Here is an 18,492-nt window from a genome sequence, read left to right as displayed (position 1 = left end):
CTCCCGCAGTCTACGCGCAGCGTCCGGCATACGGCTTTCCGGCGGCGGTTTCGGTTGGCAGGCGCGGCGCGTCCGTCTATCACCGCGCCTTCCCACGACCCGAGCGTACCGAAACCATGTCCGACACGCCCCCCGACCGCCTCTCGGTCGATCCGTCCAGCCCGTATCACGACGCCGAGGTGCTGCAGCGCGGCGTCGGCATCCGCTTCAAGGGCGAGGAAAAGACCAACGTCGAGGAATATTGCGTCTCCGAGGGCTGGGTGCGCCTGGCCCTGGGCAACCGCGTGGACCGCAAGGGCAAGGCCCTGACCGTCAAGCTGCAAGGCCCGGTCGAACCCTATTTCCAGCACGGCTGAATCGGAACAGGGTCCGGCTCCCTGTTCCGGAGCCTGTCCATGTCCCTTCGTCTGTCGATCGCCAGCGTCCTGACCCTGACGCTTAACCTCGCGCTGGGTCTCGTCGCCGCACCCGTGGCCCAGGCGCAGGACGCCGCCACCATCCAGCGCGCCGTCGAGATCCGCGACGCGGCCCTGCGCTCCAATATCGCCCTGGACTATGTCACCCAGCTGACGACCCGGTTCGGCGCCCGCCCCGCCGGATCGCCGGCCGAGCGGCAGGCCGCCGCCTGGGCCGCCGACTATCTGCGCGCCCAGGGCTTCCAGAACGTCCGCATCGAGGAATTCCCGCTGATCGGCTGGGAGAGGGGCGAAAGCTCGGCCGCCATCGTCGGCGAACACCCGCAGGCCCTGGTCGCGGCTGCCCTGGGGCATTCGCCCGCCACGCCGCGCTGCGGGGTGGAGGCGGACGTGGTCCGCTTCACCACCCTCGAAGACCTTCAGGCGGCGCCGGAGGCCGCCGTGCGCGGCAAGATCGTCTATGTCGATCTGGGTCAGATGCGGCCCATGCAGGACGGCTCCGGCTATGGGCCCCAGACGCGGGTGCGCGGCGCCGGGCCGGGCGTTGCGGCGGCCAAGGGGGCTGCGGCCTTCGTCATGCGCTCGGTCGGATCGGACATGGACCGGATGCCCCACACCGGCACGACCCGTTATGTCGATGGCAAGCCGACTATCCCGGCCTTCGCCCTGGCCGCGCCCGACGCCGACCAGGTCAGCCGTCTGGTCGCCATGGATCAGCCGGTTCGGCTGCGCCTGACCTCCACCGCGCGGACCTACGAGACCCATAGCCAGAACGTGATCGGCGACCTGCCCGGCGCTAGTCGCCCGGACGAGATCGTCGTGCTGGGCTCGCACATGGACAGTTGGGACCTGGGCACGGGCGCCATCGACGACGGGGCGGGCGGAGCCATCACGGTCGCGGCGGCCAAAGCTGTCGCCGACAGCAGCCGTCGCCCGGCCCGCACCATCCGGGTCATCTTCTACGGCTCCGAAGAAGTGGCCCAGCCGACGTCCCGCACGGGCGACGGCGGCGGCGTCTATGCCCGCGCGCAAGGGGCGGCTCTGGACAAGCACATCATCGCCGGCGAGAGCGATTTCGGCGCCGACCGGGTCTATGCCCTGCGGCTGCCGGCCGGCGCCCAAGGGTCCGACTTTCAGAAGGCCGCGAACCGCGTCCTCTATCCGATCGGCGTCCTGGCCTCCCAGCAGGTGGAGACCGAGGGCGGCGTCGATGTTGGGCCGATGGGGCCGCTGGGCGTGCCCTTCTTCGGTCTGGCCCAGGACGGGACGCGCTATTTCGACCTGCACCACACGGCCAACGACACCCTGGACAAGATCGACCCGGCCCAACTGAACCAGAACGTCGCGGCCTGGGCCGGACTGGTCTGGCTGATCGCCGATTCCGACGTCGATTTCCGTGCCATGAGGCCCGCCGCCGGATCGACGCCCTCCGCCGGCCACTGAGCCGCTTGGCCCTTCGGATCGGTTCTGGCTATACAGCCGGGCCGGTTCGCGGGCATGGCGAAACTGGTAGACGCAGCAGACTTAAAATCTGCCGGGCGCAAGCCCTTGCCGGTTCGATCCCGGCTGCCCGCACCACCTTCGCCACGGGCTGCATCCGCGCTCGGTTCGTCCGCATCTCGGGGCGCGCCTATCCATTTCGTCGGCGCGGCGCAGCCTCTCGTCCGCGCGTGTCGGCAGAGAGAGGGACAGGCTGCAATTCGGCGTCCGTGAGGGCGTTCAGCCGTCACATCAGAGGATTGCATGAGAATAGCGCGACGGTCGAATGCACTCGCGGTAGGGGGCTATAGCGCGATTTCCCGACGTTCGGCGGCGCTGCGCAGGCCCGCGTCCAGAATCCGCATGACGCTCAGGGCCTGGTCGGCGGGGACCGGCGGCGGGACCTGGCCGCGCATGGCGTCGCGCAGGCCGGCGTAGAAGGCGGGATAGTCGCCGCGTTCGGGCGGGACCGTCGTGCGCCGGGTCTCGCCCTCGACCACGCGGACCAGGGCGCCCGGCGACGGATCAACGCCCCAGTCGGCGTCGCCGGGACGCAGGCCGGCTTTCGACTGGGCCTCCTGCGGATCCAGGCCGTGCTTGAGGAAGCTGCCGCCCGTGCCGTGGACGGCGAAGCGCAGATCGCTGTCGGCCGCCAGATGGCCCATGTTCAGGATCACCCGCAGTCGGTCGTAACGCAGCAGGACGTGGGCGTAGTCGATGGTAGTGGCGTCTTTCCGCTGGGGCTGGAGGTCGGCATAGACGCCCAGCGGCGGCCCGAACAGCTGGACCGCCTGGTCGATCAGATGCGGCCCCAGGTCGGCCCAGACCCCGCCGTCGCGCCTGTCCTTCCAGCGGTCGGTCACGGCGGGGCGAAAACGGTCGAAATGGCTCTCGAACACCGCGATCTCGCCCAGGGCTCCGTCGGCGATCAGGCGACGCAGGGTCAGGAAGTCGGCGTCCCATCGGCGATTCTGGAACACGCTGAATACGCCGGGCGCCTGGGCGGCCAGGGCGGCGACGGCCTCGGCCTGTTCAAGCGTGGCGGCGAAGGGCTTGTCCACCACCACCGACTTGCAGGCCTTCAAGGCGGCGATCGACTGTTCGGCGTGCAGGGCGTCGGGCGTGGCGACGACGATCAGGTCGATGTCGGCGCGCGCCAGGGCCGCGTCCAGGTCCGCAAGAACCTCGACCTGGGGCAGGTCGGCCAGCACCGCCTCGGGACGGGAAGACACGACGACGCGCAGGGCCAGGCCGGGCGTCGCGGCGATCAAGGGGGCGTGAAAGGTCTGGCCCGCCAAGCCATAGCCGATCAGGGCGACGCCCAGCGGGGCGGAGGAGGAGGATCTGGTCATGGTCCGATTCAACCGGCCCGACGCCGCCTTGTCGAGGCCGGATGACCGCCCGTAACCCTTCTTGTCAGCGATCCGGCTCCTGCCCCTCCAGCCGATAGGGCACAACGCCGCGCTCGTTCTCCGAGACGTGCAGCGCCCGGTCCAGCGGCGGGAAGGCGCGCTGGGTGCAGTCGGTGCGCTCGCAGATCCGGCAGCTGACGCCGATCCGCGTCGCCGGCCCGTTCAGGTCCAGCCCGGCCGCATAGACCAGCGATCCGGCGTGTTCGATCTCGCAGCCCAGGGACAGGGCGTAGCGCCGGTCTTCGGCCAGGTAGGAGCCGCTGGGTTTGGAGACCGAACGGGCGATGGAGATGTAGCGCGATCCGTCCGGCATCTCGGCCAGCTGCACCCCGATCCGGTCCGGCGCGGCGAAGGCTTCGTGGACGTTCCACAGCGGACAGGCGCCGCCGAAGCGGGCGAACTGGAACCGTGTGGCGCTGTGCCGCTTGGTGATGTTTCCCGCCATGTCCACCCGGGCGAAGTAGAAGGGCACGCCGCGCCAGCCGGGCCGTTGCAGCGTCGACAGCCGGTGGCAGACCTGTTCGAAACTGACCTGGAACCGGGTTCGCAGGCGGTCGATGTCGTGCCGCTCCGCCCGCGCCGCCTCCAGAAAGGCGCGATAGGGCAACAGCAGCGCGCCCGCCGCATAGTTGGCCAGGCCGACGCGGGCCACGGCGCGCGCCGCCTCGGTGCGGAAGGCCGCTTGGTCCAGTTCGGCCTCGATCCCGTCGCGGAACGACAGCAGGGCCAGTTGGTGCGCCATCTGGAAAGCCCGCGTCGCGCCGGGCTGCCAGGCGTCCAGCGACAGGACCCGGCTGGTCGGATCGTAGCGCCGCAGCGCCGCCTGGCCCGCCACATTGACCACCCGCACGCCGTGGACCTGGGCCAGGGCCGCCTCCAGCCGCCGCTCCAGTTGGCCGTCCGGCGGCAGGGTCTGGGCCAGGGTTTCGGCCAGGGCCTCGGCCGCCGTGTCCAGTCCGTCGATGTAGTTGTCGCGGTAGTGGAAGAAGTCGCGCACCTCTTCATAGGGCAGCAGGGCCGCCGCCGCGCCGCGTTCGTCCCGGCCCAGCGTGTCGTCCAGCGCCTTCACCCGCTCGTCCAGCCGACGGAAGGTCTGGTGCAGGGCCAGGAACTGTCGGGCCAGGCGCGGGGTGTTGGCGACCGCCTGTTTCAGCTCGGCCGCGCTGGGCGGTTCGGCCCCGCCGCTGACCGGCCCGGCGATGTCGGTCGTCGCCTCGCGCAGATCGGCGATCAGCCGGGCGTCGCCCTCCAGGTCGAACAGGCTGGCGTCCACATGGAAGGCGCGGGTCAGGGCGATCAGCACCCGCGCCGTCGCCGGCCGCTGGTTCGTCTCCAGTTGCGACAGATAGGACGGCGACAGTCCCAGCCGCTCGGCGCACGCCTCCAGCGTCCAGCCGCGCGCCTCGCGCAGCTTTCGCAGCTTGGCGCCCAGAAAGAGTTTCTCAGCCATTCGCAACTTTGCAGATCATCGCGGGGTCCTTTGCAAGTCGCCGCAGTTCCGCACTTTTTGCAAAGTTGCGTTTGCCTATTTGCGATGAAGGCGCCACGCCTTGCCCCACGAACAAGAGGCGCAAACTCATCATGACTCAAGCCATCCTTGAAGAACTGGAGCGTCGTCGCGCCGCCGCGCGCCTGGGCGGTGGCGACAAGCGTATCGCCGCCCAGCACGCCAAGGGCAAGCTGACGGCGCGCGAACGTATCGACGTGCTGCTGGACGAGGGCTCCTTCGAGGAGACCGATATGTTCGTCGAGCACCGCAGCCACGACTTCGGCATGCAGGACCAGCGCATCCCCGGCGACGGCGTGGTGACGGGTCGCGGCACGATCAACGGCCGCCTGGTCTATGTCTTCTCCAAGGACTTCACCGTCTTCGGCGGCTCCCTCTCGGGCGCCCACGCGGCCAAGATCGTCAAGCTGCAGAAGATGGCCCTGACCACGGGCGCGCCCATCATCGGCCTGTTCGACGCCGGGGGCGCGCGGATTCAGGAAGGGGTCGAGAGCCTGGCGGGTTACGCCGACATCTTCCTGCAGAACACCCTGGCCAGCGGCGTCATCCCTCAGATCAGCGTCATCATGGGCCCTTGCGCGGGCGGCGACGTCTATTCGCCCGCCATCACCGACTTCATCTTCATGGTGAAGGACACCTCCTACATGTACGTCACCGGCCCCGATGTGGTGAAGACCGTCACCAACGAGGTGGTCAGCCACGAGGACCTGGGCGGCGCCCGCGTTCATGCCGGCAAGTCGGGCGTGGCGGACGGCGCGTTCGAGAACGATCTGGAGGCCCTGTCGGAGGTCCGCCGCCTGATCGGCTTCCTGCCGCTGTCGAACCGCGAAAAGCCGCCGGTGCGCGAGAGCTATGACGAGCCGGAACGGGACGAGCCGTCGCTGGACACCCTGATCCCGGCCAATCCGAACCAGCCCTATGACATGAAGGAGCTGATCCTGAAGGTGGTCGACGAGGCCGACTTCTTCGAGATCGGGGCCGACTTCGCCAGGAACATCATCACCGGCTTCGGCCGGCTGGACGGCCAGACGGTCGGGATCGTCGCCAACCAGCCCCAGGTGCTGGCGGGCGTGCTGGACATCGATTCAAGCCGCAAAGCCGCGCGGTTCGTGCGCTTCTGCGACGCCTTCGACATTCCGCTGGTGACGCTGGTGGACGTGCCGGGCTTCATGCCGGGCACCAAGCAGGAATACGGCGCCCTGATCAAACACGGGGCCAAGCTGCTGTTCGCCTATGCCGAGGCGACGGTGCCGAAACTGACCCTGATCACGCGCAAGGCCTATGGCGGCGCCTATGACGTGATGAGCTCCAAACACCTGCGCGGCGACGTCAACTACGCCTGGCCCACCGCCGAGATCGCGGTCATGGGCGCCAAGGGGGCGGTCGAGATCATCTTCCGCAAGGAGGCCGGCGATCCGGCGGCCCTGGCCGCGCGCGAGGCCGAGTACAAGGACAGGTTCGCCAATCCGTTCGTGGCGGCGGGCCTGGGCTATATCGACGACGTCATCATGCCCCACGGCACGCGGCGGCGGCTGGTGAAGGCCCTGCGGACGCTGAAGAACAAGGTCCAGGCGAACCCCTGGAAGAAGCACGACAATATTCCGCTGTGATTACTCTCGGCTTTGACCCCGGTGGAGCGAACGGCTTTGGCTGTGCGATTGTCACCAATGAGGCGTCGTGGTCCACGACCGTCAGCTCTGTTGACGAGGCTATCGACTGGGTTGTGCATGAGCTCAGTGGTCGTGTTCCTGACGGAGCAGGTATCGACACGCTCCTGTTCTGGCAGACCACAAAATCGGGGTGGCGTGGAGCGGATCAGTATCTTCGCGCGAGGTTTCCAACTCGCAGAAGCAGTGTTGTTTGCTCCAACGGACTTTATGGGTCGATGGCTGTCCAAGGCGCCACGCTAGCGGTGCGGCTACGCACCTTGTGGCCCGATCTTTTGCTGACGGAGACGCACCCCAAGGTGCTGTGGGAGCAGGTTGCTAAAGGAGAAGCCTATCCTCGCGAGGTGTCGAAATCGCACGCCGCAATACTGTGGCTTACCGAAGCACTAGAGGCCCAAATATCCCCGGCGAATGAGCATGAGTTCGACGCCTTGCTTTCAGGATGGGCTGCGGATCGGGCATGTCGTGGCATGTGGAAGTTTGATCTTACGACAATCCCGGCGCAGGGGCAGAAGTCGCCCAATGTCTCACTCGTCGATAACGTGCATTATTTTTGGCCCGAATAGCATCTTTCGGCGAATCCAAGACTGCAAGGACGATCATGTTCTCCAAAATCCTCATCGCCAACCGGGGCGAGATCGCGGTTCGGATCATCAAGACCTGCCGCCGCATGGGCATCCAGACGGTGCAGGTCTATTCCGAGGCGGACGCCGGGTCGCTGGCGGTCGAGATGGCCGACGAGGCGGTGCTGATCGGGCCGGCGCCGGCGGCGCAGTCGTATCTGCTGGCCGACAAGATCGTCGAGGCGGTGCGCCAGACGGGGGCGCAGGCGGTGCATCCGGGCTTTGGGTTCCTGTCGGAAAACGCCGGGTTCGCGCGGCGGCTGAGGGACGAGGGGATCGCCTTCATCGGCCCGAATCCCGAGGCCATCGAGGCCATGGGCGACAAGATCAGCTCCAAGAAGCTGGCGGCCGAGGCGGGCGTCTCGACCGTGCCGGGCCATATGGGCCTGATCGAGACGCCGGAGGAGGCGGTCAGGATCGCCAATCAGATCGGCTATCCGATCATGATCAAGGCCTCGGCTGGCGGCGGCGGCAAGGGCATCCGCGTGGCCCATTCGGACGCCGACATGGCCGAGGGGTTCGCGGCGGTGAAGGCCGAGGCGCTGAACGCCTTTGGCGACGACCGGGTCTTCCTGGAGAAGTTCATCGTCGATCCGCGCCACATCGAGATCCAGGTGCTGGGCGACAAGCACGGCCATGTGGTCCATCTGTTCGAGCGCGAATGCTCGATCCAGCGCCGCAACCAGAAGGTCATCGAGGAGGCGCCGAGCCCCTTGCTGGACGAGGCCACACGCGCCGCCATGGGGGCGCAGGCCGTCGCCCTGGCCCAGGCCGTCAACTATGACAGCGCCGGCACGGTCGAGTTCGTCGCGGGGCAGGACAAGAGCTTCTACTTCCTGGAGATGAACACCCGGCTTCAGGTCGAGCATCCGGTGACGGAGCTGATCACCGGGGTCGATCTGGTCGAACAGATGATCCGTTCGGCCTGGGGCGAGGCCCTGGCCTTCGAACAGAAGGACCTGAAGATCGACGGCTGGGCCATCGAAAGCCGCATCTACGCCGAAGACCCCTATCGCGGCTTCCTGCCCTCGATCGGGCGGCTGGTGCGCTACGAGCAGCCCGAGGAGGGGGAGCAGGACGGCTATGTGGTCCGCAACGATTCCGGCGTCCGCGAAGGCGACGAGATCAGCCTGTTCTACGACCCCATGATCGCCAAACTGTGCGCCTGGGGCGAAACGCGCGAGGCGGCGGTCGAGGGCATGGCCCGCGCGCTGGAGGACACCCACCTGTCTGGCCTTGGGCACAACGTCCCCTTCCTGGCGGCGGTGATGGATCAGGATCGGTTCAAGTCGGGGAACCTGTCGACCAGCTATATCAAGGACGAGTTCCCGGACGGCTTTCACGGTCTGGCGCCGACGGAGCGTCAGCGGCGGCTGCTGATCGCCTGCGCCGTGGCGATGAACGAGGTCGTGGCCGAACAGGACGGCGACCCCAGCGAGCGCACCGAATGGACCGTCCTGATCGACAAGACGGCCCATGCGGTCGAGGTCGGCTATGACGAGGCCGAGGATCTGGTCGTCGTCATCGACGGGGAAGCCGTCTCACTGTCCGAGATCGACTGGCGGCCGGGCCTTTCGCTGTTCAAGGCGGCGCTGGACGACGAACCCTTCACCGCGGAAGTCCGGCGCGTCGCGGACGGCTTCGACATCCGGCACCGCGCGGCCCGCGCGCGGGTGCGCGTCCTGCGGCCCGAGGTCGCCGACCTCTACGCCCTGCTGCCCGAGAAACAGGCGGCCGACACCTCCAGACTGGTGCTGTCGCCCATGCCGGGCCTGGTCGTGGACATCCCCGTGACCGAGGGGCAGGAGGTCAAGTCCGGCGAGACCGTCGCCATCATCGAGGCCATGAAGATGCAGAACATCCTCAAGGCCGAACGCGACGGCCGGGTGAAGGCGGTCAAGGCCAAGGCCGGCGATCCGGTCGCCGCCGACGACGTGCTGGTGGAGTTCGACTGAATGACCGACTTCGCCGTCCCGACCCCGCTTGAGTGGCGCGAGGCCGCCGTCAAGGCGCTGAAGGACCGACCGCTGGAAAGCCTGGTCCATCTGGACGCCGACCAACTGGCGACCCGACCGCTCTATGGGGCGGCGACCGGCGGCGCGCCCGTCTTCGCGCCCCGGCCGTCCGATGCGGAGGGCCGGGCCTGGGATGTGCGGACGCTGATCGAGGGGCAGGACGCCGATGCTCTGAACCAAGCCATCCTGACCGATCTGGAGAACGGCGCGGCCTCGGTCCTGATCGCCGGGCCGGTCGCGCCGGACGCCGGACGGTTGGCGCGCGTGCTGGATAGGGTGGCGCTGGAGTTGGCGCCCGTCGCCCTGGACGCCGGCTTCGACGGGACCAGGGCGGCCGAGGCCCTGTCGGCCGTCGCCAAGGGTTCGCCCCGCGCCAAGCTGGCCTTCCACCTGGACCCCATTTCCGCCTACGCCCAGGCGGGCGGCGCGCCCGGCGACTTCGAGGCCGTGATGGCCGAAACGGCGCAGGCGGCGGCGGCCCAGGCCGCGACCTATCCCGAGGCGACCCTGTTCATGGCCTCGGGCCGCGTGACGCATGAGGCGGGCGGCTCCATCGCTCAGGAACTGGCCTTCGCCGCCTCCTCGGCGGTGGCCTATGTGAAGGCGGCCGTGGCGGCGGGCCTGTCGGTCACGGCGGCGCTGAAGGGCGTGGCGCTGGGCGTCGTCGTGGACCAGGCCTATTTCGATTCCCTGGCCAAGATCCGCGCCCTGCGCCTGGTCTGGGCCAGCGTGTCCAGAGCCTTCGGTGTCCAGACGCCGGCGATGATTGAGGCGCGCTCCTCTCGGCGAATGCTGTCGGCGCGTGATCCCTGGCCCAATATGCTGCGCCTGACCGCCGCGGGTTTCGCCGGGGCCGTGGGCGGGGCCGATGTGGTGGTTCTGGACGGCTTCACCCGCGCGGCGGGTCTGCCGGACGCCTTCGCCCGGCGTCAGGCCCGCAACACCCAACTGATCCTGATGGAGGAAGCCAACCTGGGCCGGGTGGACGATCCGGCCAGCGGCGCCTGGTATCTGGACGCCCGCACCCGCGAACTGGCCCAGGCCGCCTGGGCGGAGTTCCAGGCCTATGAGGCCGAGGGCGGCGTCGTCGCCTGCCTGGAGGGCGAGGTGATCCAACCCCGCGTCGCCCGCGCTCGCGCCCTGGCCGAAAAAGCTTTCAAGGACGGCGCCGCCCAGATCGTCGGCGTGACCCAATTCGTCGATCCCCAGGTCCGACCCGCGCCCGTAACGCCCGCGCCCACAGCGGCCGCCGTCGACGCGACGTTCGAGGCGCTGGCGCCCATCCGCTTCGCCGCCGCCTTCGAGGAGGCCGCCCAATGAGCGCCTTTGGGACCTTCCCCGACTTCTCCAAGATCGACCTGGACCTGGGCGCCACAGGCGCGGGCCCCGACCGCGCGCCCTGGACCACGCCCGAGGGTCTGACGGTCCAGACCGCCTATGGGCCGGACGCAGTGGAAGGGCTGGACTTCATCCACGGCCTGCCCGGCTTCGCCCCCTTCGTGCGCGGCCCCTATCCGACCATGTATGCGGGCGCGCCCTGGACCATCCGCCAGTACGCCGGCTTCTCCACCGCCGAGGAGTCCAACGCCTTCTATCGCCGCAATCTGGCGGCGGGTCAGAAGGGGCTGTCGGTCGCCTTCGACCTGGCCACCCACCGGGGCTACGACTCGGACCACCCGCGGGTGAAGGGCGACGTAGGCATGGCGGGCGTCGCCATCGACTCCATCCTGGACATGCGGACCCTGTTCGACGGCATTCCGCTGGACCAGATGTCGGTCTCCATGACCATGAACGGCGCCGTCCTGCCGATCTTGGCCCTCTATGTCGTCGCCGCCGAGGAGCAGGGCGTCCCCCACGATAAGCTGACCGGGACCATCCAGAACGACATTCTGAAGGAGTTCATGGTCCGCAACACCTACATCTACCCCCCGGCGCCCTCGATGCGGATCATCGCCGACATCTTCGAATGGACGGCGAAGGAGACGCCCCGGTTCAACTCCATCTCCATCTCCGGCTATCATATGCAGGAGGCGGGGGCCTCGGCCGATATCGAACTGGCCTACACCCTGTCGGACGGGATCGAATACCTGAGGGCCGGCAAGGCGGCGGGCATGGCGATCGACCGCTTCGCGCCGCGCCTCAGCTTCTTCTGGGCCATCGGCATGAACTACTTCATGGAGGTGGCCAAGATGCGCGCCGGCCGCCTGCTGTGGGCCGAGGCCGTGCGGCGCGAAGGGGGCGTCGATCCCAAGTCCCTGTCCCTGCGCACCCACTGCCAGACCTCGGGCTGGTCGCTGGCGGCTCAGGACGTGTTCAACAATGTGCCCCGCACCCTGGTCGAATGTCTGGCGGCGGCGGGCGGCCAGACGCAGAGCCTGCACACCAACGCCCTGGACGAAGCCCTGGCCCTGCCGACCGACTTTTCGGCCCGGATCGCGCGCAACACCCAGATCCTGGCCCAGGCCGAGACCGGCCTGACCCGCGTTATCGACCCCTGGGGCGGCAGCTTCTACGTCGAACGTCTGACCCAGGAGTTGGCCACCAAGGCCCGCGCCCTGATGGAGGAGGTCGAGGGGCTGGGCGGCATGGCCAAGGCCATCGAGGCCGGCATCCCGAAGCTGCGGATCGAGGAATCGGCCGCGCGGACCCAGGCCCGCATCGACACCGGCCAGCAGACCGTCGTGGGGGTGAACAAATATCTGAACCCTGTGGTCGACGACATTCCGATGCTGAAGGTCGACAACGCCGAGGTCCGCGCTCGCCAGATCGAGAAGCTGCGACGCCTGCGGGCCGAGCGGGACCAGGCCGCGACGCAGGCCGCCCTGGCCGAACTGACCAAGGGCGCCTGGGGCAAGGCCAATCTGATGGAGCTGGCCGTCCGCGCCGCCCGCGCCAAGGCCACCGTCGGTGAGATTTCCGACGCGCTGGAGGCGGCGTTCGGACGTCACGTCGCCAAGGTTCAGACCGTCTCGGGCGTCTATTTACAAGAGGCGGGGAACGATCCCAAGGTCGCCCGCGCCCGCGAAATGGTCGCCGCCTTCGTAGAGAACGACGGCGGCCCGCCGCGCATCCTGATCGCCAAACTGGGTCAGGACGGCCACGACCGGGGCCAGAAGGTCGTCGCCACCGGCTATGGCGATCTTGGCTTCGACGTCACGGCCGGCGCCCTGTTCCAGACCCCGGCCGAGGCCGCGCGCGATGCGGTGGAGAAGAACGTTCATGCGGTCGGCGCGTCGTCCCTGGCGGCGGGCCACCTGACCCTGGTGCCGGAACTCAAGGCCGAACTGGCCAGGCTGGGGCGCGAGGACATCATGATCGTGGTCGGCGGCGTCATTCCGCCGTCGGACGTGCAGCCCCTGCTCGATATGGGGGCGGCGGCCGTCTATCCGCCCGGTTCGGTCATCGCCGACACGGCGGTCGATCTGATCGAGAAGCTGAACCAGCGCCTGGGCTACGCCCAGCCCGCGCCGCGAAAGGACCCGGTATGATCGGCGATTTGAACCATGTCGGCGTCGCCACGCCCTCCATCGCCGATTCGATCAGGCTGTACCGCGACGTGCTGGGCGCGACGAAGATCGGCGAGCCGTTCGACCTGCCCGCCCAGGGGGTGAAGGTCTGTTTCGTCGATACGCCGACCGCCCAGATCGAGCTGATCGAACCCTATGACGACACCAGCCCCATCGTCGGCTTTCTGGCCAAGAACCCCAGGGGCGGCCAGCATCACGTCTGTTTCGAGGTGGCGGACATGCACGCCGCCGTCGTCGAGATGCGGGCCAAGGGCGTCACACTCCTGGGCACGGGCGAACCCCGCATCGGCGCCCACGGCACGCCCGTCGTCTTCCTGCATCCCAAGGACATGGGCGGGGTCCTGATCGAACTGATGGAAAGCCCGAAAGAAGGTCACTGAAACAGGGCGGCGGGAGCCTTTTTCCAGCTTCGCCGTTACGGCGGGGAGGGGAGACCAGATCATGCACCGCCGCCTGACCGCCTTCGTCGCCATCGCCGCCCTGAGCGCGACCGCCGCCTGTCAGCAGAACGCGCCCGAATCGGCCGCCGCGCCGGCTCCGCCCGCGGCGGCGACCGCCGCCGACGTGGCCGCCGTCGTCTATGCCTGTCAGAGCGGGCAACTGATCCAGGCCCGCTATCCGGACAAGACCGCCGCCCGCCTGACCTACAAGGGCCAGGACTTCGTGCTGCGCGCCACGCCGGCCGCCAGCGGCGCCCGCTACGTCGGCCAGGGTGTCGAATGGGCCACCAGCGCCGCCGAAACCCAGGAGACCGGCACGCTCAGCCTGCTGTCGCCGGACCAGTCGACGGCCCTGGCGGTGGTGGAGCAGTGCGTGCGTCCTCTGGCCACGGTCGGCATGCCCCCCGTTGCGCCGGGCGGCGCCCCGACGCCCGCGTCGGCCGCCGACGACATTCCAGCCTGCCTGGCGCCGCAGTTGAAACTGGCCCCGGGCGAGGGCGATGCGGGCGCCGGCAACCGCGTCCTGAACTTCAGCCTGCAGAACCAGGGCCGCGGGGCTTGCCGCCTGGACGGCTATCCGATGGTCGCCCTGGCCGACGCGCGCGGTCGCACCATCGGTTCGATCCGCGTCGATCAGAGCCCCGGCAGCTATTTCCGTCAGGGCGAGGCGCCGCGCCCCGTCACCCTGCCGTCCCAGGCCAGGGCCTACTTCGAAGTCGCCTGGAACGTCATTCCGAACGAGGCCATGGGTCAGACCGCCTGTCCGCAGGCGCACACCCTGAAGGCCACGGTTCCCGGCGACACGGCGGCCCTCAGCGCGCCGTTCGAGGCCCAGCCGTGCGGCGGCAAGATTCGCGTCAGCCCGATCCGCAGCGCGTCAGCCGTGCCGCCGACCTCCTGATTCCGGATGGAATCATGCGGGAAATGGGCTAAGCCGGCCATCATGACCCAAAGCTTCTACGACCGTGTTTCCGGCGAACTGTCCGACATCGACGCGCAAGGGTTGACCAAGCCCGAGCGGGTCATTGCTTCGCGCCAGGGGCCGGTGATCCAGGTCGGCGGGCGCGAGGTGCTGAACTTCTGCGCCAACAACTATCTGGGCCTTGCCGGCGACGATCGCGTGACCCAGGCGGGGCTGGCGGCGCAGTCGAAGTGGGGCGCCGGCACGGCCTCGGTCCGCTTCATCTGCGGCACGCTGGAAATCCACAAGGCGCTGGAGGCGGCCATCGCCGGCTATCTGGGCTTCGAGGACGCCATCCTGTTCGCCGCCGCCTTCGACGCCAACGGCGGGATTTTCGAGCCCCTGTTCGGCGAGAACGACGCCATCGTCTCCGACAGCCTGAACCACGCCTCGATCATCGACGGGGTGCGCCTGTGCAAGGCCAGGCGGTATCGCTTCGCCAACTCCGATATGGACGAGCTTGAGGCCCGGTTGAAGGAAGCCCGCGCCGCCGGCGCCCGCGACATCGTCATCGCCACCGACGGCGCCTTCTCGATGGACGGCTATATCGCCAAGCTGAAGGATATCCGGGCGCTGGCCGACAAGTACGACGCCCTGATCATGGTCGACGACTGCCACGCCACCGGCTTTCTGGGTCCGCAGGGGCGGGGCTCCTTCGCCCATCACGGGGTTCAGGTGGACTTCGTCACCGGCACCTTCGGCAAGGCCCTGGGCGGCGCCATGGGCGGCTTCATCTGCGCCAGGAAACCGGTGGTCGAATTGCTGAAGCAGCGCGCGCGGCCCTATCTGTTCTCCAACGCCCTGTCGCCGGCCGTCTGCGGCTCGTCGCTGGAAGCCATCCGCATCGCGCAAGGCGAGGAGGGCGATCGTCTGCGCGCCCAGCTTTCCGCCAACGCCCATCGCTATCGCGGCGCCATGGCGGACGCGGGTTTCACCCTGCTTGAGGGCGAACATCCGATCATTCCGGTCATGCTGGGCGACGCCAAGCTGGCGCAGGATTTCGCGGCGCGGGCGCTGGAGCTGGGCGTCTATGTGATCGGCTTCTCCTTCCCGGTCGTGCCGCGCGGCCAGGCCCGCATCCGCACCCAGATGTCGGCCGCCCACACCTTCGATCAGATCGACCGGACGGTTGCGGCCTTCACCCGGGCCGGTCGGGAGTTGGGCGTCATCTGACGCCCCATTTCGCCCGTCATCCTCGGCCTTGCGCCCAGGATCAATGGACTCCGGCGAAGACGGTGCGCACCGTCGAAAACCGGGAGTATGGATCCTCGGCACAAGGCCGAGGATGACGATCTTGAAGTCTTTAAGGAGACGCCATCATGGCCGATACGATGAAAGCCCTGGCCAAGACCGGCCCCGTCGAAGGTCTTGAACTGATCGACGCCCCGATCCCCCAGCCGGGAGCCGAGGATGTGCTGATCAAGGTGCACCGCACCGCCGTCTGCGGCACCGACATCCACATCTGGAACTGGGACGAGTGGTCCCGGAAGAACGTCCCGACGCCCATGATCACCGGCCACGAATTCGCCGGCGAGATCGTCGCCATCGGCCAGGACGTGGATCGTCGCCTGAAGGTGGGCCAGCGCGTCTCGGCCGAAGGTCACGTCATCGACCTGAACTCAGAGGCCGCCCGCGCCGGTCATTTCCACCTGGACCCGGCGACCATGGGCATCGGCGTGAACCGCCAGGGCGCCTTCGCCGAATATGTCGTGGCCCCCGCCTTCAATGTGATCGAACTGCCCGACGACGTGCCCTATGAGATCGGGGCCATCCTCGATCCGTTCGGCAATGCGGTTCACACGGCCCAGCAGTTCGACCTGCTGGGCGAGGACGTTTTGGTCACGGGCGCCGGCCCCATCGGCATGATGGCCGCCGCCGTCGCCCGTCACGCCGGCGCCCGCACCGTCGTCCTGACCGACATCAACGACTTCCGGCTGGACCTGGCGCAGAAAGTCGCTCCCGGCATTCGCGCGGTGAACACGACAAAGGAAGACCTGAAGGACGTCATGCACGAGCTGGGCCTGAAGGTCGGCTTCGACGTGGCGCTGGAAATGTCGGGCTCGCCCATCGCCTTCAAACAGTGCGTCGACACCCTGATCATGGGCGGCGGCATGGCCCTGTTGGGCATTCCCGCCAAGCCGATGGAGACCGACTGGGGCGCCATCATCCTGAAGGCCCTGACCATCAAGGGGGTCTATGGGCGCGAGATGTTCACGACCTGGCGCAAGATGCTGGGCCTGTTGAAGGCCGGTCTGGACCTCAGCCCCCTGATCACCCACCGCCTAGGCTACGCCGACTACCGCGAAGGGTTCGAGGCGATGAAGTCGGGCCGGTCGGGCAAGGTGGTTCTGGACTGGGATCAGGCCGCCTGAAACCTGTGCCGGCCCGGATCAGGCGGCGCGCAGCTGTTTGATCAGGGCCGCCTCGAACCCCTTGGCGTCCGGTCCGGGCAGGGACTCGGCGATTCGCCCGGCCTCGAACAGGGCCAACACCTTGGGGTGGACATAGGATGTTCGGCACACGGTCGGCGTATTGCCCAGCAGGCCCGACACGGCCTTCACGCAGAGGGTGATCTTGCGCTTGGCGTCGGTGGGAGAGGTCGGCGGCTCCATGTCGCGCAGCGCCCGCGCCGCCGACACCGTGCCGGCCCAGGTGCGGAAGTCCTTGGCCGAGAACTGTTCGCCCATCGCCTCGCGGATATAGGCGTTCACATCGTCGGAATCGACGGGGCACAGGGTCCCGTCGTCGGCGCGGTATTTGAACAGTTGCTGGCCCGGCAGCCCCTCCAGGGCGCGCACCACCTTCGCCAGTCGGCGGTCCCTGACGCTGACCACATGGTCCTTGCCGCTCTTGCCGCGAAATTCGAACGTCAGGGCCGCGCCGTCCACGTCCAGATGCCGCTTGTGCAGGGTGGTCAGGCCATAGCTGCGGTTCTGTCTGGCGTAGGCCGCATTGCCGACTCGGATCAGGGTGATTTCCAAAAGGCGCACGGCGGTCGCCAGCACCTTGTCACGACAGACGCCGCGCAGGCCCAGGTCATGCTCCACCCTGGCCCGCAGCCGGGGCAGGGCGCGCGAAAAGGCGGGCAGGCGGTCGAACTTGTTGTCGGACCGGGCGCTGCTCCAGTCGTTGTGATAGCGGTACTGCTTCCGCCCCTTGGCGTCCCGGCCCGTGGCCTGGATATGGCCGTTCGCCTTGGGGCAGATCCACACATCGGTCCAGGCCGGCGGAATGGCCAGGGCGCGGATGCGGTCCAGAACCCTGGCGTCCTTGATCGCCCGACCCTGGACGTCCCGATAGGACCAGCCCTTGCCTGCGCGGCGCCGCGTCAGGCCCGGAAAGGCGTCGCTGCAATAGGTGAGACCTTGCGGAACCTCGACCTCGGGCTCGAAGGCGTGCGCCCCGTCGGCCATCAGGCGTCGGCCCTTCCCTGCCGTTCCCGCAGGTCCGGCTCGCGCCGCGTCTGAACGGCGAGGCCCTGGAGCGGGGTGCGCGGGGCGTCGGTCAGGGCGGTCGTGGCGGTCATCGTCGCTTTCCTTACAAGGGCTTGGGCCGAACGCCGCGCGCGCCGCGTCAGTTCCGCTTGACCCCGCCGGCCCGGCGGGGGACGAGGCGGCATGAACTATCGCCACAGCTTTCACGCCGGAAACTTCGCCGACCTGGTCAAGCACGCCCTGGTCCTGTGGCTGGTCCAGGCGCGTCAGGCCGGGGGGGCGCTGACGGTGCTGGACACCCACGCGGGCGCCGGCCTCTACGACCTGTCCGGCGACGCCGCGCGGTCCAGGGAGGCCGAGGCGGGGGTCGCCCGCCTGATGACCGCCCAGGGGCGGCCGCCCCTGCTGGACGCCCTGGCGGCGCGGGTCGCGGCGGTCAATCCGGACGGCGGCGCGCGCTACTATCCCGGCTCGCCCCTGCTGATCGCCGACGCCCTGAAGCCCGGCGGCCTCTATCTGGGGTTCGAGCTGAACCCGCCCGTCCTGGCCTTGCTGGAGCAAGCCCTGTCCGGGCGTTCAGGCGCCCAGGCTCAGGAAGGCGACGGCTATGACGGCGTGATCGCGGCGGCGGCCCGCGCCCAGGCGCCCCTGATCCTGATCGACCCTCCGTTCGAAAAGCCCGACGACTACATCCGCTCGGCCCGGACGGCGGTCGCCGTCGTCCGCCGCGATCCCGCCGCCACGGTGGCCATCTGGACGCCGCTGAAGGACCTTGAGACCTTCGACGCCTTCATCCGTCGGCTTCAGGGCCAGGTCGGTCCGACTCTGGTGGCCGAGGCGCGCCTGCGTCCCCTGACCAATCCGATGAAGATGAACGGCTGCGCCCTAATCGTCGTCAATCCGCCGGCGGGCGCCGAGGTGGCGGCGCAAGAGGTCTGCGGCTGGGTGGCGGGGGCCTTGGGCGAAGCCGGCGGCCGCGCTGAGGTCTGGACCTTCTGAGCCTCTGCTCTA

The 18,492-nt window shown here is 68.6% G+C and carries 15 protein-coding genes and 1 tRNA gene; 13 read left to right on the top strand and 3 right to left on the bottom strand.

Annotated elements, in window-relative coordinates:
* Positions 1-116 precede the first annotated feature (116 nt).
* From QE389_RS06430 to QE389_RS06420, 3 genes are all read left to right on the top strand, one after another.
* The gene (locus QE389_RS06430) at positions 117-356 is read left to right on the top strand and encodes a DUF3297 family protein (RefSeq protein WP_307365562.1); all 240 of its coding nucleotides are present in this window, start codon (positions 117-119) and stop codon (positions 354-356) included.
* Between the two features lie 39 nt (positions 357-395).
* A complete protein-coding gene (locus QE389_RS06425) occupies positions 396-1,859 on the top strand; it encodes a M20/M25/M40 family metallo-hydrolase (RefSeq protein ID WP_307365560.1) in 1,464 nt (487 codons plus the stop codon).
* A gap of 48 nt (positions 1,860-1,907) precedes the next feature.
* Positions 1,908-1,994 (top strand) — tRNA-Leu (locus QE389_RS06420).
* 206 nt (positions 1,995-2,200) lie between these two features.
* Here the strand turns inward: QE389_RS06420 and QE389_RS06415 are convergent.
* Positions 2,201-3,247: an oxidoreductase gene (locus tag QE389_RS06415; protein WP_307365558.1), complete on the bottom strand. Its 1,047-nt coding sequence runs from the start codon at positions 3,245-3,247 to the stop codon at positions 2,201-2,203.
* Positions 3,248-3,311: 64 nt separating this feature from the next.
* Positions 3,312-4,757, bottom strand: coding sequence for a short-chain fatty acyl-CoA regulator family protein (locus QE389_RS06410; protein ID WP_307365556.1), 1,446 nt, complete (start codon positions 4,755-4,757; stop codon positions 3,312-3,314).
* A 131-nt stretch (positions 4,758-4,888) separates the two neighbouring features.
* Here QE389_RS06410 and QE389_RS06405 point away from each other — a divergent pair, with 131 nt between their 5' ends.
* From QE389_RS06405 to tdh, 9 genes are all read left to right on the top strand, one after another.
* Complete coding sequence (locus QE389_RS06405; RefSeq protein ID WP_307365554.1) at positions 4,889-6,424, top strand: acyl-CoA carboxylase subunit beta; 1,536 nt, start codon at positions 4,889-4,891, stop codon at positions 6,422-6,424.
* A complete protein-coding gene (locus QE389_RS06400) occupies positions 6,421-7,047 on the top strand; it encodes a DUF429 domain-containing protein (RefSeq protein ID WP_307365552.1) in 627 nt (208 codons plus the stop codon). Before QE389_RS06405 ends, QE389_RS06400 begins: the two co-directional genes overlap by 4 nt.
* Positions 7,048-7,082: 35 nt before the next feature.
* Positions 7,083-9,059 (top strand): acetyl/propionyl/methylcrotonyl-CoA carboxylase subunit alpha, encoded by a 1,977-nt coding sequence (locus tag QE389_RS06395; RefSeq protein WP_307365550.1) that lies wholly within the window; start codon positions 7,083-7,085, stop codon positions 9,057-9,059.
* Complete coding sequence (locus QE389_RS06390; protein WP_307365548.1) at positions 9,060-10,439, top strand: methylmalonyl-CoA mutase family protein; 1,380 nt, start codon at positions 9,060-9,062, stop codon at positions 10,437-10,439.
* Positions 10,436-12,607: a methylmalonyl-CoA mutase gene (gene scpA / locus QE389_RS06385; protein ID WP_307365546.1), complete on the top strand. Its 2,172-nt coding sequence runs from the start codon at positions 10,436-10,438 to the stop codon at positions 12,605-12,607. The genes QE389_RS06390 and scpA overlap by 4 nt, the downstream gene beginning before the upstream one ends.
* The gene (gene mce / locus QE389_RS06380) at positions 12,604-13,026 is read left to right on the top strand and encodes a methylmalonyl-CoA epimerase (protein ID WP_307365544.1); all 423 of its coding nucleotides are present in this window, start codon (positions 12,604-12,606) and stop codon (positions 13,024-13,026) included. The genes scpA and mce overlap by 4 nt, the downstream gene beginning before the upstream one ends.
* A gap of 61 nt (positions 13,027-13,087) precedes the next feature.
* Complete coding sequence (locus QE389_RS06375) at positions 13,088-13,987, top strand: DUF4232 domain-containing protein (protein WP_307365542.1); 900 nt, start codon at positions 13,088-13,090, stop codon at positions 13,985-13,987.
* A gap of 42 nt (positions 13,988-14,029) precedes the next feature.
* The gene (locus QE389_RS06370) at positions 14,030-15,220 is read left to right on the top strand and encodes a glycine C-acetyltransferase (RefSeq protein WP_307365540.1); all 1,191 of its coding nucleotides are present in this window, start codon (positions 14,030-14,032) and stop codon (positions 15,218-15,220) included.
* A 158-nt stretch (positions 15,221-15,378) separates the two neighbouring features.
* Positions 15,379-16,419 (top strand): L-threonine 3-dehydrogenase, encoded by a 1,041-nt coding sequence (gene tdh, locus QE389_RS06365; protein WP_373458339.1) that lies wholly within the window; start codon positions 15,379-15,381, stop codon positions 16,417-16,419.
* Between the two features lie 18 nt (positions 16,420-16,437).
* On the opposite strand, the gene QE389_RS06360 is transcribed toward tdh, so the two are convergent.
* A complete protein-coding gene (locus QE389_RS06360; RefSeq protein WP_307365536.1) occupies positions 16,438-17,460 on the bottom strand; it encodes a DNA topoisomerase IB in 1,023 nt (340 codons plus the stop codon).
* Between the two features lie 204 nt (positions 17,461-17,664).
* Between QE389_RS06360 and rlmJ the strand changes: the two genes are divergently transcribed.
* Positions 17,665-18,480, top strand: coding sequence for a 23S rRNA (adenine(2030)-N(6))-methyltransferase RlmJ (rlmJ, locus tag QE389_RS06355; RefSeq protein WP_307365534.1), 816 nt, complete (start codon positions 17,665-17,667; stop codon positions 18,478-18,480).
* Positions 18,481-18,492 lie beyond the last annotated feature (12 nt).

The sequence above is a fragment of the Brevundimonas sp. SORGH_AS_0993 genome (assembly GCF_030818545.1).
GTDB lineage: Bacteria > Pseudomonadota > Alphaproteobacteria > Caulobacterales > Caulobacteraceae > Brevundimonas.
This window is presented reverse-complemented; position numbering and strand designations above follow the sequence as displayed.

Excerpts from the sequence above, each read along its gene's own strand:
- QE389_RS06430 (WP_307365562.1), top strand. The coding sequence starts at position 117 with ATGTCCGACACGCCCCCCGACCGCCTCTCGGTCGATCCGTCCAGCCCG.
- QE389_RS06425 (WP_307365560.1), top strand. The coding sequence starts at position 396 with ATGTCCCTTCGTCTGTCGATCGCCAGCGTCCTGACCCTGACGCTTAAC.
- QE389_RS06415 (WP_307365558.1), bottom strand. The coding sequence starts at position 3,247 with ATGACCAGATCCTCCTCCTCCGCCCCGCTGGGCGTCGCCCTGATCGGC.
- QE389_RS06410 (WP_307365556.1), bottom strand. The coding sequence starts at position 4,757 with ATGGCTGAGAAACTCTTTCTGGGCGCCAAGCTGCGAAAGCTGCGCGAG.
- QE389_RS06405 (WP_307365554.1), top strand. The coding sequence starts at position 4,889 with ATGACTCAAGCCATCCTTGAAGAACTGGAGCGTCGTCGCGCCGCCGCG.
- QE389_RS06395 (WP_307365550.1), top strand. The coding sequence starts at position 7,083 with ATGTTCTCCAAAATCCTCATCGCCAACCGGGGCGAGATCGCGGTTCGG.
- QE389_RS06390 (WP_307365548.1), top strand. The coding sequence starts at position 9,060 with ATGACCGACTTCGCCGTCCCGACCCCGCTTGAGTGGCGCGAGGCCGCC.
- scpA (WP_307365546.1), top strand. The coding sequence starts at position 10,436 with ATGAGCGCCTTTGGGACCTTCCCCGACTTCTCCAAGATCGACCTGGAC.
- mce (WP_307365544.1), top strand. The coding sequence starts at position 12,604 with ATGATCGGCGATTTGAACCATGTCGGCGTCGCCACGCCCTCCATCGCC.
- QE389_RS06375 (WP_307365542.1), top strand. The coding sequence starts at position 13,088 with ATGCACCGCCGCCTGACCGCCTTCGTCGCCATCGCCGCCCTGAGCGCG.
- QE389_RS06370 (WP_307365540.1), top strand. The coding sequence starts at position 14,030 with ATGACCCAAAGCTTCTACGACCGTGTTTCCGGCGAACTGTCCGACATC.
- tdh (WP_373458339.1), top strand. The coding sequence starts at position 15,379 with ATGAAAGCCCTGGCCAAGACCGGCCCCGTCGAAGGTCTTGAACTGATC.
- QE389_RS06360 (WP_307365536.1), bottom strand. The coding sequence starts at position 17,460 with ATGGCCGACGGGGCGCACGCCTTCGAGCCCGAGGTCGAGGTTCCGCAA.
- rlmJ (WP_307365534.1), top strand. The coding sequence starts at position 17,665 with ATGAACTATCGCCACAGCTTTCACGCCGGAAACTTCGCCGACCTGGTC.